The sequence below is a fragment of the Bacillus sp. FSL R5-0443 genome (genome assembly GCF_038608285.1).
In the GTDB taxonomy this organism is placed as follows: Bacteria; Bacillota; Bacilli; order Bacillales; family Bacillaceae; genus Bacillus; species Bacillus velezensis.
Map to the genome: position 1 here is coordinate 2,879,470 of NZ_CP152013.1, position 14,789 is coordinate 2,894,258.

General features: G+C 47.1%; 14 protein-coding genes. 2 read left to right on the plus strand and 12 right to left on the minus strand.

Translation table 11 applies throughout. The features are described from left to right. Positions 1-19: 19 nt before the first annotated feature. The 8 genes from dtd to NYE28_RS14460 form a co-directional block, all read right to left on the minus strand. Positions 20-463, minus strand: a complete 444-nt coding sequence (dtd, locus tag NYE28_RS14425; protein ID WP_007408194.1) for a D-aminoacyl-tRNA deacylase — start codon at positions 461-463, stop codon at positions 20-22. 12 nt (positions 464-475) lie between these two features. Beyond that, positions 476-2,680 (minus strand): GTP diphosphokinase, encoded by a 2,205-nt coding sequence (gene relA / locus NYE28_RS14430; protein WP_003152716.1) that lies wholly within the window; start codon positions 2,678-2,680, stop codon positions 476-478. A gap of 157 nt (positions 2,681-2,837) precedes the next feature. Beyond that, entirely contained in the window at positions 2,838-3,350 is a 513-nt protein-coding gene (locus NYE28_RS14435) for an adenine phosphoribosyltransferase (protein WP_003152714.1), read from the minus strand. A 5-nt stretch (positions 3,351-3,355) separates the two neighbouring features. Further along, positions 3,356-5,716 (minus strand): single-stranded-DNA-specific exonuclease RecJ, encoded by a 2,361-nt coding sequence (gene recJ, locus NYE28_RS14440; RefSeq protein ID WP_033574174.1) that lies wholly within the window; start codon positions 5,714-5,716, stop codon positions 3,356-3,358. A gap of 55 nt (positions 5,717-5,771) precedes the next feature. Beyond that, positions 5,772-6,098 (minus strand): lipopolysaccharide assembly LapA domain-containing protein, encoded by a 327-nt coding sequence (locus tag NYE28_RS14445; protein WP_014418528.1) that lies wholly within the window; start codon positions 6,096-6,098, stop codon positions 5,772-5,774. 63 nt (positions 6,099-6,161) lie between these two features. Then, complete coding sequence (locus NYE28_RS14450; RefSeq protein ID WP_012118088.1) at positions 6,162-6,659, minus strand: cation:proton antiporter regulatory subunit; 498 nt, start codon at positions 6,657-6,659, stop codon at positions 6,162-6,164. 131 nt (positions 6,660-6,790) lie between these two features. Then, on the minus strand, positions 6,791-9,010 hold the full coding sequence (secDF, locus tag NYE28_RS14455) for a protein translocase subunit SecDF (protein WP_033574175.1): 2,220 nt from the start codon (positions 9,008-9,010) through the stop codon (positions 6,791-6,793). Between the two features lie 36 nt (positions 9,011-9,046). Beyond that, on the minus strand, positions 9,047-9,343 hold the full coding sequence (locus NYE28_RS14460; RefSeq protein ID WP_007408189.1) for a post-transcriptional regulator: 297 nt from the start codon (positions 9,341-9,343) through the stop codon (positions 9,047-9,049). Positions 9,344-9,458: 115 nt separating this feature from the next. Here NYE28_RS14460 and spoVB point away from each other — a divergent pair, with 115 nt between their 5' ends. Further along, entirely contained in the window at positions 9,459-11,015 is a 1,557-nt protein-coding gene (gene spoVB / locus NYE28_RS14465) for a stage V sporulation protein B (RefSeq protein ID WP_015417915.1), read from the plus strand. 7 nt (positions 11,016-11,022) lie between these two features. Here the strand turns inward: spoVB and NYE28_RS14470 are convergent, their stop codons facing one another. Further along, on the minus strand, positions 11,023-11,679 hold the full coding sequence (locus tag NYE28_RS14470; RefSeq protein WP_003152699.1) for a DUF421 domain-containing protein: 657 nt from the start codon (positions 11,677-11,679) through the stop codon (positions 11,023-11,025). Between the two features lie 165 nt (positions 11,680-11,844). Here NYE28_RS14470 and NYE28_RS14475 point away from each other — a divergent pair, with 165 nt between their 5' ends. Next, positions 11,845-12,231 carry a TIGR04086 family membrane protein gene (locus NYE28_RS14475; RefSeq protein ID WP_003152697.1) on the plus strand — a complete coding sequence of 129 codons (387 nt, stop codon included), beginning with the start codon at positions 11,845-11,847 and terminating at the stop codon, positions 12,229-12,231. A 51-nt stretch (positions 12,232-12,282) separates the two neighbouring features. On the opposite strand, the gene yajC is transcribed toward NYE28_RS14475, so the two are convergent. Genes yajC through queA form a run of 3 tightly spaced genes read right to left on the minus strand, consistent with a single transcriptional unit; the run spans position 12,283 to position 14,775 of the window. Continuing rightward, positions 12,283-12,543 carry a preprotein translocase subunit YajC gene (yajC, locus tag NYE28_RS14480; RefSeq protein ID WP_012118091.1) on the minus strand — a complete coding sequence of 87 codons (261 nt, stop codon included), beginning with the start codon at positions 12,541-12,543 and terminating at the stop codon, positions 12,283-12,285. Between the two features lie 30 nt (positions 12,544-12,573). Further along, the gene (tgt, locus tag NYE28_RS14485) at positions 12,574-13,719 is read right to left on the minus strand and encodes a tRNA guanosine(34) transglycosylase Tgt (RefSeq protein WP_025285051.1); all 1,146 of its coding nucleotides are present in this window, start codon (positions 13,717-13,719) and stop codon (positions 12,574-12,576) included. Positions 13,720-13,746: 27 nt separating this feature from the next. Continuing rightward, the gene (gene queA, locus NYE28_RS14490) at positions 13,747-14,775 is read right to left on the minus strand and encodes a tRNA preQ1(34) S-adenosylmethionine ribosyltransferase-isomerase QueA (protein ID WP_015240297.1); all 1,029 of its coding nucleotides are present in this window, start codon (positions 14,773-14,775) and stop codon (positions 13,747-13,749) included. Positions 14,776-14,789: the final 14 nt, after the last annotated feature.

Sequence of the window (14,789 nt, forward strand, 5' to 3'; positions counted from 1 at the left end):
CTGCCGAACGGCAGCTTTTTTATTGTTTAGAATCCATAATCAATGTAATCGGCCCGGAATTCGTCAGCTGAACATCCATCATGGCTCCGAATATTCCGGTTTCCACTTTGACTCCTTTTTCCCGAAGGAGTTCGTTCCACTTTTCATAAAGGAGCACAGCCTGATCCGGTTTAGCCGCATTCATAAAATTCGGGCGTCTCCCTTTCTTCGTTTCGCCGTAAAGCGTAAACTGTGAAACGGATAAAATCTCCCCGCCCGTATCCAAAAGCGATAAATTCATCTTGCCGCTTTCATCATCAAAAATCCGAAGATTCACGATTTTATCCGCCAAGTAAGCGGCATCTTCTTCTGTATCTTCATGAGTGATGCCGACAAGCGCCATAATACCGGGTCCGATCCGGCCGGCAACAGCGCCGTCAACCGTCACACTCGCTTCTGTTACACGCTGAACAACTAATTTCATAGCAAGCTCCTTTTAGTTCATTACCCGGCGGACTGAATAGATGTCTCTGATCTGCTTAATCCGCTCGACCACTTTATGCAGATGATTGATGTTTTGAATAAAAATCGCCATATGAATCGTAGCGACTTTATTGCGGTCGGATTTGCCGGAGACAGAGGAGATGTTGGTTTTCGTTTCATTTACGGCTTGGAGCACCTCATTTAAAAGCCCGAGACGGTCATACCCCAAAATCTCAATCTCAACGTTATATTCTTTGCGTCTTTGAACCTGTGATTCATGCTCCCATTCAACGGGGATCAGACGTTCCTGCGCTTCATTCGTTTTGACGTTCGGACAGTCATCACGGTGAACGGATACACCGCGCCCTTTTGTAATAAAACCGACGATATGGTCGCCCGGCACCGGGTTGCAGCATTTCGACAAGCGGACGAGAAGGTTGTCAATGCCTTTTACGCGCACACCCGCTTCCCGTTTTCTCCCTTGCGGATAATGTTTCGGCTCGGAAGTGACTTCCTGAACGATTTTTTCCTGCTCTTCCTGGTCACGCAGCTTCCGTTCTTTTTCGGTGAGCCTGTTGGCCACCTGAAGAGCGGTAATGCCGTTATACCCGACCGCCGCGTACATATCCTCTTCATTTGAGAAATTGAACTTGTCGGCAACTTTTTGAAGATTTTCGAGTGTTAAAACATCTTTCACTTCAAAATCAAGATTTTTAATTTCTTTCTCGACAAGCTCACGGCCTTTTTCGACGTTTTCTTCACGGCGCTGTTTCTTAAAGAATTGGCGGATTTTGTGTTTCGCCTGGGACGTCTGCGCCAGTTTGACCCAGTCTTGGCTCGGACCGTATGAATGCTTGGACGTCAGAATCTCGACGATGTCGCCCGTCCGGAGCTTATGGTCAAGCGTCACCATTTTTCCGTTCACTTTCGCCCCGATTGTTTTGTTGCCGATCTCCGAGTGGATCCTGTAGGAAAAATCAATCGGCACAGAGCCTGACGGCAGTTCAATGACATCGCCTTTTGGCGTAAATACGTATACCATGTCAGAAAACAGATCGATTTTCAGCGATTCCATAAATTCTTCCGCATCGGTAGACTCGTTTTGGAATTCCAGAATTTCACGGAACCAGGACAGTTTTTTCTCAAATGTCGCTTCTTCGTTTGCAGCCTTGCCTTCTTTATATGCCCAGTGTGCGGCCACCCCGTATTCAGCGATCTCATGCATCTCAAACGTTCTGATCTGCACTTCCAGCGGATCGCCTTTAGGCCCGATTACGGTCGTATGCAGCGACTGATACATATTCGGCTTAGGCATCGCAATATAATCTTTGAATCTGCCCGGCATCGGCTTCCAGCACGTATGAATAATGCCGAGGACGGCGTAGCAGTCTTTAATGCTTCCGACAAGAATACGGACGGCGAGCAGATCATATATTTCATTGAACTGTTTATTTTGCAGCGCCATCTTGCGGTAAATGCTGTAGATGTGCTTCGGACGTCCTGAAAAGTCCGCTTTGATATTCACTTCTTCGACGCGTTTTTTCACTTCATTGACAACCTCTTCGACATAAAGTTCGCGTTCCGCGCGCTTTTTCTTCATGAGGTTGACGATTCTGTAATATTGCTGAGGATTCAAATAACGGAGAGCGGTGTCTTCCAGCTCCCATTTGATTTTAGAAATCCCGAGCCGATGGGCCAGCGGAGCGAAAATTTCCAGCGTCTCATTTGAAATTCTCCGCTGCTTTTCCTGCGGAAGATGCTTTAACGTCCGCATATTGTGAAGGCGATCCGCCAGCTTGATCAATATGACTCTGATATCCTGAGCCATAGCGACAAACATTTTTCGATGGTTTTCCGCCTGCTGCTCCTCTTGAGATTTATACTTAATTTTACCGAGCTTCGTCACGCCGTCGACAAGCATCGCCACTTCTTCAGAAAATGCTTCCTTCAGGTCGTCGAGGGTGACATCCGTGTCCTCTACCACATCATGCAGAAATCCGCCCGCAATTGTGGAAGGGTCCATTTCCAGATCGACGAGGATCCCCGCCACCTGAATCGGATGAATGATGTACGGCTCACCTGATTTGCGGTACTGTTCGCGATGCGCGTTTTGCGCATACAGGTAAGCTTTCTCAACAAACGCAATCTGCTCCTCCGGCAGATAAGTGCGCGCTTTATCTATTACTTGCTCGGCAGTCAATACTTGTTCGTTCGCCATGGAATCACCTTTTTTAAATGTAAACTGTATTAGTTTATTATCAAGAAAAAAACGAGAGATGTAAAGGGCAGAAGTTCAAAACACCTAAAGAATCTGTCAGGATGATGAAATAATAGGAAAAAAGCACCCTGACACGAGTGCTTTTTTCCATATGCGGTTAATATTTCATTAATGTTAAAATATCGTAATCGTCAAGCTTGTCTCTGCCGTCAAGGTAAGAAAGCTCGATTAAGAACGCAATACCGGCTACAACGCCGCCCAGTTCTTCGACCAGCTTAATTGTTGCTTCGATCGTGCCGCCTGTTGCAAGCAAGTCATCAGTAATCAGCACGCGCTGTCCCGGCAGAATTGCATCTTTATGAATCGTCAGTACGTCTTTTCCGTACTCCAAACCGTAATCGACTTTAATGACCTCACGCGGAAGTTTTCCTTCTTTCCGAACCGGCGCAAAGCCCACTCCGAGAGCGTATGCAACCGGACAGCCGATAATAAAGCCGCGCGCTTCAGGCCCGACAACTAAATCAATTTCTTTTTCTTTTGCATATTCAACAATTTGGTCAGTGGCGTAACGGTATACGTCGCCTTTGTCCATCAATGTCGTAATATCTTTAAATTGTACGCCTTCTTTCGGGTAATCGGGCACAATTGTTACGTATTTTTTAAGATCCATCTGTTCTATGTCCTCCTCGTACTTTCATAAGCTTCTGAACCTTGGTTCATCAGCTTATTCAGCCATTCCTTCAGCTCATGGGCTGCGGAATAATTGAGCTTCTGGTCTAATTCCATCAGCTGCTGTTTTACCTGATAGGTTTGCGAATCTGCCAGGTCGCGTTTTTTCGCGCCGCTCACGACAGACAGCACACCATCTTCTATTTTAACAAAACCGAGATCAAAAAACACCTTTGTCATGAAATTGATTGTGTCAATTGACCATCCTCTGTGTCTCGCAAGCTCTGAACCATGCTTGCCGAAGTCAAAAGCGCCCCTTTTCAAGAGAAATGCGTAAAACCACTTGAAATCATTCCGCGATGGAAATGAGGACAGGAAATGTTCTTCATGATTGATAAAAACAAAATAAATCCGTTCCGGCTTCTTTCCGTCAAGCAAATGCTGCAGGCGATCCGCTGACGGCGGCACATCCAGAAAAACGGCATATTTTCCGTCAAGCTGGAGAGCTTCCGCCTCGGATTCCGAAGTGATACCGGCCAGCTCGCCCGACAGCTCTTTTGCATGGAGCTTCTGAGCGGTTTTTTCGTTAAAGCTGATGAGCACCCGTTTTTCCTTCGGCAGCGCGGTGACCGTGTCTTCCCACGTCCGCTTGCCCCTGATATCAAAAAGCTGCCATTCCGGCACCGCAGCGTCTTTAATCATCAGCTGGGGCTTCTTTCTGTTGTTCCATTCATTAATAGACATCTCGCCGACAATGGAAATCGTTGATCCGGGGACAACTCCGGCTTCAAGCTCTCCTTTGTTAAAGCCGACGCAGTCAAGGACGGCGGAATCACTTTTTACCGTCATTTTCACGTGGTTTTTATTCGCTCCGATCAGGCGCACATCATCAAGCACCGCATTTTTCACCATCACATGCGGTTTAGGGTTAAGCATGCCGAACGGCGACAGCATATTCAATTCTGTAATGCTTTCAACGGTTATGTCTTCAACGCCGCAGACAAGATCAACCTCCTGAACGGGAATAAAATCCTCTTCCGTAAGGGTTTCTTCAGCCATTTGATTCAGCCTGTCCCTTAATTCCGCCACATCTTCAGCCTTCAACGTCATTCCTGCCGCCATCGGATGCCCGCCGAAATGAGGAAGAATGTCTCTGCACTGTGAAAGGCTCGTAAACAGGTTGAAGCCTCTGATGCTTCGCGCCGACCCTTTAGCGATTCCCTGCTCCTCATCTATCCCAAGCACAACAGCGGGCCGGTAAAAACGTTCAGCCAGCTTCGATGCGACAATACCGACGACTCCCGGGTTCCAGCCGGCTTTTGCCACTACAATGGCAGACGGGTTTCCGCCTTGCTGCTGAACCATTTCAACAGCCTCTTCGGTCATGGTTTTCACCATTTTCTGCCGCTCTTTATTCAGCCGGTCAATATCCGAAGCCAGTTCCTCCGCTTCAAACTGATCTTCGGTCATCAGCAGATGGACGGCGGGATCGGCCTGTTCTATTCTTCCGACGGCATTGAGCCTTGGCGCGACCTGAAATCCGATCGTTTCCTCATCAGCTTGTCCGATATCTCCGCCGGAAAGCTTAATCAGGGCTTTGAGGCCCGGCCGATTTGTCGTCCGAAGCCTTTCGATTCCGAGTGACGCAATTAATCTGTTTTCATCATGAAGAGGCACCAGATCTGCAACCGTACCGATTGCCGCCAAGTCCAGCATAGCTTCCGGCAAAGAACCCGTAAGCGCGTGGGCAAGCTTAAACGCCACACCGACGCCGGCCAATTCTTTAAACGGATAGCCGCAGCCCGGCTGCTTCGGGTGGATGATCGCAAATACGTCAGGAAGCTCGGGTCCCGGCTCATGGTGGTCGGTAATAATGACGTCTAAGCCCAGCTCTTTTGCGACTTCAGCTTCATGGACGGCGGCGATTCCCGTATCCACTGTAATGATCAGCGAAAATCCCCGCTCTTTTATGGAGCGGAAAGCTTGTTCATTCGGGCCGTAGCCTTCTGTGAAACGGTCGGGAATATAAAAGTCAACGTCCGCCGACAGCTGTCTGAGTGCCGTCAGCATCACCGACGTGCTTGTAACGCCGTCTGCATCGTAATCTCCGTAAATCATAATCGGTTCCCCTTGAGAAACCGCCAGTTTTATCCGATCAACTGCTTCCCGCATTCCCTTTAATTCATACGGGTCATAAAAGTCTGCATCCTTTGTATGTAAAAACAGCCTTGCGCTTTCGGCAGTATCAAAACCTCTTTTTACAAGCAGTGATGCCACAAGAGGTGTTATGTCCAATTGTTCTGTGAGTGATTTGACTTTTTCCTGATCCGGCTGCTGGATTTCCCAGCGCATTTTTGACGCTAACATAAATTCACCCCTCAACCACCCTATTATACTAGAGCGGACTGAGGGGTTTCAAATGTTATTCTGATCCTTTTTTCTCTTCAAGCATTTCTTCCGGCGGCGCGGCTGTTTTTTGGCCGTCCGAATCAGCCGTCAATTCACCTGCGGATCTGTTTTCTTTCCGCAGCATTTTAATTTCGCGCTTCAGCTTCATCACTTGAAAGATACCGGCCGAAAACACGATCAGCGCTCCCATTAACACAGAGCCTAAAATGACTAAAATCAGCGGCCATTCAGCGGTTCCGAACAGATAATCAACCTCAACCGCCCGCACGTTAATGACAGCAAAGATGGCGACAATCAAAGTAAATAGTAAAGCGAATATAATAGTCCATTGTTTATTCATGCGTCTGCCCCCAATTGTTCATTCTTATCTTTTCCCCCATTTTCCCGGGAGTAAACCCCGGTCTCAGGAAATCCGGGCCGTTAACTGCTCGCGGACCAGCTTTTTCAGTCCGCTCCTTTCTCCCGATATGACGAGGGTGTCCCCTTCTTCAATTACGGTATCAATGCCGGGGCTCAGCTGTTTTTGCCGGTTTTTCTTTACGATCGCAATAATCTGGACGTTGTAATGTTTCTTGATCTCCAAATCTCCGATTGTACGGCTGACAGCCGGTGCATGAGATTCGGCTTTAAACCACTCAATGACGAGGTCATCAAGCGCGACTTCCACAGATTCCAGCGCTTTCGGCTTATACGTCATACCACCTAAAATAGCGGAAATCTGCCTCGCCTCTTCGTCGTTAAATTCAACGGATGCCAAGCATTCGTCATGATCATTCTCATCGAAGTAATAGAGCTCTTTTCTGCCGTCATCATGAAGAATAATACTGATTTTATCGTGATTTTTCGTAATGACTTCTACTTTCTGGCCGATGCCCGGAAGCTCCGACTCACGAACGTTCATAAGAACCCTCCTACATGTTTTTACAATGATGATTGATTATGTAAGCGTATGTCATTATAGCAAATGCAGGTTTTAAGTTCAATGCGGCCTGAAAAAACAGGCTGCCTTCCGGAAGACAGCCTGTTCCCATTTTACTCTTCGATTGATTTTTTCCCTTTAAATTCTTTACCTTTCCATACAAGCCACAGCTGCGCGGCGATGTAAAGAGAGGAATAAACGCCCGTCAATAAACCGACCAATAAAGCGACGGAGAAGTTTGTAATTGACGATGAGCCCAAAATGAGCAGCACGACGACAACAATCACAACGGTCAAGACCGTATTGATCGAACGTGTAAAGGTTTGCTGCAAGCTCAGATTCACGATATGTTCCAGATCGGCAAATGACTTCGGCTTACGTTTTTTCATCTGCTCGCGTATCCGGTCAAATGTAACGATCGTATCATTTATCGAGTAACCGATTATGGTGAGAATAGCGGCGATAAAGGTGACATCGACCTCCAGCCTTGTAATGCTGAAAAACGCGACGATAAAGAAAGCGTCATACAGCAGGGATACAATCGCGGCGATAGCCATTCTGTACTCGAAACGTATTGATACGTAAATAATGATGCCGATTGATGCAATGGCGACAGCATATAAAGCATTACGGGCCAGTTCTTTTCCGACTGTCGGCGATACCGTGCTGACGTTCGGTTCAGATCCGTATTTGTCCTTAAAGTACGTTTTGATTTCAGCGATTTTTTCTTTAGATGGCTCTCCGACAAACCGGGCCGCGGCAACATGGTTCTCTTTACCAGAAAGCACGATGTTTTCCGGCTCCATGCCGAGAGAATCAAAATCTTTTTCAACCTGATGCGCCGTCAAAGAATGATTGCTCTGCACGTCAATCCGCGCGCCGCTTGCAAAATCGATTCCCAGGTTGAGCTTAAAGACCAGTAAGATGATAATTCCCGCAATGGTTACAGCGCTTGAGAAAATAAAGAAATATTTTCGCTTGCTCGTGAAATCCCATTTTTGGAATGCCGTATGCGGTTCAGTATTTTCATCCGTTTTTTGAATGTCCATAATATGTTTTTTCTTGACGCCGAACCAGCTTTTTTTCCGGTCAAGCCATCTGCTTTCCACGAGAAGGGAGAGCAGGAATCTTGAAAGGAAGACAGCTGTAATAAAGCTTGTCAGAATTGACAAAATCAGCATCGTCGCAAACCCTTTTACAGAGCTTGTCCCGAAAATAAAGAGCACGACCGCTGCGATGATCGTTGTGATGTTCGCATCGAAAATCGTCGCGAATGACCGTCTGTTCCCTGAACGGAAAGCTGAGCGGACGGATTTGCCGAGCTTCAATTCTTCTTTTATCCGTTCATAGGTGATGATGTTGGCGTCAACCGCCATCCCGACACCCAAAATGAGCGCCGCAATACCCGGAAGCGTCAGCACCGCCTGCATCCAGTCAAACACTTGAAGCGTAATATACACGTATACAGAAAGCGTAATTACCGCTATGAGTCCAGGCAGTCTGTAATAAAGCAGCATAAATAAGAAAACAATTGCAATACCGATAATGCCGGCCTCTACCGTATCATGCAAAGCCTGCTGTCCGAATTGCGCCCCTACTGAAGTAGAGTATTTTTCGGTCAGTTTCACAGGCAGCGCGCCCGCGTTTAAAATATTGGCCAAATCCTTCGCTTTTTGAACGGTAAACTGGCCTTCAATTGTGACATCCTTCGTGTTTAATTCCTGGCTCACATTCGGAGCGGATACATATTTCGGATGTTTTTTGCCGACTTCTTTTTTAAATGAATCGCCTTTTTGGTAATCAAGCCAGATCACAAGCTGATTATTAGGCGCCATTTTCTTGACTTTTTTCGTCACTTCGCCGAACTTATCCGCATCCTTCAGCTTAACGCTGACAATCGGTTCGTTCGTCGTCGGATCAAAGGTTTGCTTCGCGCCGTTTTCCACGAGATCAGAGCCGTTTAACAGCTCTTTATCATTCGTATCCCTGAACGAGAGCTGCGCTTCCGTTGACAGAATTTCGCGCGCCCTGTTCTGATTCGTGACGCCCGCCAGCTGTACGCGGATGCGGTTATTTCCTTCAATCTGAATGTTCGGCTCGCTTACGCCGAGAACGTTAGCCCGGCGGTTCAGCGCCTGCACCGTGCTGACGAGCACGTCTTTTGTGATTTTATCGCCTTTTTTGACGGGCTGCACATCGTACAGAACTTCAAACCCGCCGCGTAAATCCAATCCTAACGTAATATTATTGGCAGCCGGTTTTGTAAAATACCCCAGCCCTGTGCCGATCAATAATACGATCAGGAAAAACGCAATCAAGCGTCCTTTTTTCATTATGTATTTCCTCCTTAAACCTATGCCGTCAAATCATTATCTCAGCAGTTCATCTAAAGCTTCCTGACCCTCATCGCTTTCCAGCCAATTAGACGACTTAAAAGCTTCAACGGTTGCATAGTTCATAAAATCGCCAATTTTAACTGATAAAATATGACCGGCCAATTCATGCAGCGGCAGTTCCTTTTTCTGTTTCCACTTTTTATGTATTAAGTATGACCATAAACTCTCGTGCTCAACATCATCGTATCCGAGGATTTTGAACTCTTCAAGTTTACTGTACAAGAAAGGCCGCAAATGATCTTTGTACATTTCGGCGGGATGTTTCTCCACTGGGCGCTCGCTCCTTTTTCCATTTTTCTCGAAGACTTGTCATGCTCGGACGACATCGGCGCATATCTTTATTGTATATGATTCCAGGTAGTTTGAGAAGGCAGGGGTTTATAAAATGGCAAAACAGACTTTTTTAAGGGGCACTCTTATTCTCATCGCAGCCGGGATGATTACGAGAATGCTCGGCTTTGTCAACCGGGTGGTTATCGCCCGGTTTATCGGTGAAGAAGGGGTCGGTTTATACATGATGGCTGCCCCGACATTTTTCTTGGCCACCACTTTGACTCAATTCGGCCTCCCCGTTGCCATCAGCAAACTTGTCGCTGAAGCGAGCGCGCGGGGGGACCGGCAGAAAATGAAACATATTTTAGTGATGTCGCTTACCGTCACCGGGATATTAAGTCTCATCTTCACGCCGCTGTTTTTATGCTTTGCGCCGATTATGTCCGAAACGATGCTGACGGATCAGCGCACGGTTTACCCGCTTCTGGCGATTACGCCCGTCGTGCCGATTATCGCGATCTCCAGCGTGCTGCGCGGTTACTTTCAGGGCAGGCAGAATATGAACCCGCTGGCGTTTTCCCAAGTACTTGAGCAGATCGTGCGGATTTCACTTGTCGCAGTCTGCACGACGGTGTTTCTGCCGTACGGGATTGAATATGCCGCAGCCGGAGCCATGATTTCGTCTGTCATCGGGGAGCTTGCCTCTCTTATTTATTTATTCATTTGTTTTAAAGCAAATAAAACAATCAGAATCAGAAAACAATTTTTCAAGTCGATCGCAAATGGAAAAGAAACCTTCCGCCAGCTGATGAGCGTGTCGCTCCCGACAACCGGAAGCCGCTTCATCGGAAATTTATCTTGGTTTTTTGAACCTATTGTCGTCGCGCAAAGCCTTGCGATTGCGGGAGTGGCCACCGCTGCCGCCACCAGCCAGTACGGGGAGCTGACCGGATTTGCCATGACGGTTTTGACGCTGCCCAGCTTTATAACCTATTCTCTGTCAACGGCGCTTGTTCCTGCGATCAGTGAAGGAATGGAGCAAAAAAAGCTGCAAGTTGTCGAATACCGTCTGGAACAGGCGATGAGGCTGTGTCTTTTAAGCGGAGGCATTTCGGTGGTTATTTTATTCTCTTTCGCTGATGAACTGATGTCCGTCATGTACGGATCAACTAATGCGGCGGTATTTGTTAAAGTGATGGCGCCGTTTTTTCTGCTTTACTATTTTCAGGGGCCCCTTCAGGCGGTGCTGCAGGCTCTCAATTTAGCCGGGGCCGCCATGATGAACAGTTTTATCGGCGCCGCTGTCAAAACTGGCCTAATTTTTGTTTTGGCGACCAGGCCTTCCTTGGGCATCATGGGCGCCGCACTTGCGATTGTAACGGGGATGGTTCTTGTCACCCTGCTGCATGCGGCCACCGTAAGCAAGGTGCTTCCGATCAGCATTAAAATAAAAGAATACGCGCTCTGTTTTGCCGTCATATTCATTTGCGGCTATGTCAGCCGCATCATCAAGCACGCCGTTCATTTTTCAGGATCAGAGGCTGTTAATCTCACAGGCTGGATTGCAATGACCGCGATTTTGTACATTGCGCTTCTTCTGTTATTCAAGCTGATTAAAAGGGAAGAGCTGATCCGGATTCCGGTCATCGGCAAGTTCGTCACGCGGTGAAACCGATTCATGGCTCCCCTTTTTCATCTTTAAGATCAATAAAAAAAGCGCCGTCCGTAAACGTGCAGAATGATATAACCGAAAGATCGCGATATCCTCTTTTTGCTAAATTTTTTTCGAGCCAGTGTTTATCTTTCCCGATTCTGTCCAGATGCTCGTTCTGAATGACCCCGTCAACGATAAGCGATGTTTCCATCTGCTTATCCTTATTGTTTTTCTTTTTGACGATCGACAGTTTGCCTGAAGACTCCAAAATGGCATATGACACGTCAGAGATTCTATCGATGTTATTCTCCCTCAGCTGCATAAGAAGATCGTCAAAATTGTAGCGCTGCGATCTCATCGCCCGTTCATCAATTTTTCCCTGTTTTATAATAATGGTGGGTTTTCCGTCAAGCAGCTGCCGTATTTTTTGGCTTTTGAGCGAAATAAAAGCAAGGCTTACTTGAATAATCATTAAAACGACAATCGGCACAATCGTATGCAAAAGCTTATCTTTTACATTTTCAATTGCCAATACGGCAATCTCGGCAATCATAATGGAGACGACAAGGTCTAAAATGCTCAGTTCTCCGATTTCCCGTTTTCCCATCAGTCTGAAAATCACAAGAATGATAAAATAAAGCACAATCGTACGAAACGTAATAATGAAAATATCTTCCATATCGCACCTCCAACGGTCATAGCATTTGCCATCGGCTCTGAATTATGTAAGAAACGGGCTGAACATCATCATTTACGTCTAATTCGAACATTCAGAGAATACATTTAGAAAAAGACGGGCTCCGGCTTGTCATATATCAGGCCGCAGAGCGGAGAGGAGATAAAAATGGAAGAAACGAAACAAGTGGGAAGAGGCGTCTTGTACGGCTTAGTGGCTATCTTTGCGGTGATGCTTCTTACGAGTTTGGCGATTTCGCTTTTACTGACGGTTACCTCAATGGAAGAATCATCTTTCAGCTGGCTGATCACCGCGCTTTCTTTTCTTTCTTTATTTGCGGGCGGTTTTATATCGGGCGGCAAAGCGAAGGAAAAAGGCTGGATGATCGGAGCGTTAACCGCCGTCTGTTTTTCATTAATTATCTTGCTGTTTCAATATTTAGGGTTCGGAAAAACGTTTACATCCGGTCAGCTTTTGTTTCATCTCGGCTTTTTGGGAGTCAGTATGCTGGGCGGCATTTTCGGAGTGAATTTGAAAGGAAGCAGATCAGCGTAATAAAAAAAGAGCGGATTCTCCGCTCTTTTTTTGTATGTATGAGCTTCGCTGTTATTCAGCGGAAGCTTCTCTGATTGCGCGGCGGTCAAATGTTAAACGGGTGTTATCACCTGTTTTAATGACGACCTTGCTTTCATCAATTGACTCAACAGTGCCGTGCAATCCTCCGATTGTCACCACTGAATCCCCTTTTTTCAGCTCTTCCTGCATCTGGCGTACGGCCTTCTGCTGCTTTTGCTGCGGACGGATGAGCAGGAAATAAAGCACTGCAAACATTAAAATAATAGGAACGATTGTACCTAAAGTACCCATCTGTTTCCCTCCCTTCAAGAATGGTTTTATTTAGAAGCTTTTCGCATTTGGCTTATTATAGCCGTAACGCTCAAAGAACTCTTCTCGGAAATCACCAAGACGATCCTCCCGGATGGCTTGTCTGACCTGCTCCATTAAGTGTAACAGAAAATGAAGGTTATGGTAAGTTGTTAATCGAATTCCAAACGTTTCATTACAGCGGATCAAATGTCTGATGTAAGCGCGGGAGTAATTTTTGCATGTATGGCAGCTGCACTCTTCATCAATCGGACGGAAATCACGCTCATATTTGGCGTTTTTCATATTCAGACGCCCTTCATTCGTAAACACCGTGCCGTTTCGGGCAATCCGGGTGGGCAGTACGCAGTCAAACATATCCACGCCGCGAATGGCGCCGTCAATTAAGGCATCCGGTGAACCCACACCCATTAAATATCTCGGCTTGTCCTTCGGTAAAAGCGGAGTTGTAAACTCAAGCACTCGGTTCATGACGTGCTTCGGCTCGCCGACAGATAACCCGCCTATGGCATAACCCGGAAAATCAAGCGAAACCAAGTCTTTTGCACTTTGTGTCCGCAGGTCTTCGTATTCTCCGCCCTGTACGATTCCGAACAGCCCCTGCTCACCTGAGCGCCCGTGCGCCTCCAGGCAGCGTTCCGCCCAGCGGCTGGTCCGTTCCACAGAGCGTTTCATGTAATCATACTCTGCCGGATACGGCGGACACTCATCAAACGCCATCATGATATCAGAGCCGAGGGCGTTTTGAATTTCCATCGCTTTTTCCGGAGATAAAAACAGCTTGTCTCCGTTTAAGTGATTGCGGAAATGAACGCCTTCTTCTTCTATATTACGAAACTTGCTCAATGAAAAGACCTGAAAACCGCCGGAATCCGTTAAAATCGCGCGGTCCCAGTTCATAAACTTATGAAGCCCGCCCGCTTCTTTTACAATGTCATGTCCCGGGCGGAGCCATAAATGGTACGTATTGCTTAAAATAATGCCCGCATCCATAGATTTCAGCTCGTCCGGAGACATCGTCTTTACCGTAGCAAGCGTGCCGACCGGCATAAATACAGGCGTCTCAAAGGAGCCGTGGGGCGTATGGACTCTGCCCAGGCGCGCTCCCGTTTGTTTGCATTCCTTTATAAATTCATAACGTATCGGTTGTTCAGCCACTTTGTATGAGGCCTCCTGTCATTCAAATTAGATAATCAGCATGGCGTCGCCAAAGCTGAAGAAACGATATTCCTCTTCTACCGCATGACGGTAGGCGGAAAGAACATGCTCTCTGCCGGCAAGCGCAGAAACGAGCATAATAAGGGAAGATTTCGGCAGATGAAAATTGGTGATCATGCCGTCAATCGCCTTAAATTCATATCCCGGATAAATGAAGATGGACGTCCAGCCGCTTGAAGCGGTAAATTCGCCGGCATGCTCGCCGGCGATGGTTTCCAGGGTGCGCGTTGATGTCGTCCCGACCGACACGATACGCCCTCCCGCCTTTCTGACCTCGTTTAAAGAGGCGGCGGTTTCTTCCGTCATTTCATAAAATTCCGCGTGCATGTTATGCTCTTCCACATCATCCGCACTGACCGGTCGGAATGTGCCGAGTCCCACATGAAGTGTGATAAATTCAATCCGCACACCTTTTTGCTTCAGCTCGTCCAGAATCTCTTCCGTAAAATGAAGTCCGGCCGTCGGAGCTGCGGCAGATCCGATTTCTTTTGAAAAGACGGTCTGATACCGTTCTTTATCATCAAGCTGCTCTTTAATATAAGGAGGCAGCGGCATTTCACCGAGTGATTCAAGCACTTCGTAAAAAATCCCGTCATACCGGAATTCTATTTTTCTGCCTCCGTGATCAAGCTCCTCCGTGCAGACCGCTGTCAGCCGGCCGTCGCCAAATGTCAGGACCGTTCCTTTTTTTACGCGTTTCGCCGGCTTTACGAGCGTTTCCCATGTATCATTTTCTTCCTGTTTTAATAACAGAAGCTCCACTTTCGCTCCCGTATCTTCTTTTGTGCCGAATAATCTTGCAGGCAGCACACGGGTATTGTTCAAGACGAGGCAATCCCCTTCATTAAAAAAGCTTACAATCTCTTTAAATGAACTGTCCGTCAGCCCGCCCGTCTGTTTGTCGAGCACCATCAGCCGCGATGCGTCACGCTCTTTAAGCGGCACTTGGGCAATGAGGCGTTCAGGCAGTTCAAAATCAAATAAATCGACTTTCATCATTTCACCTTAAT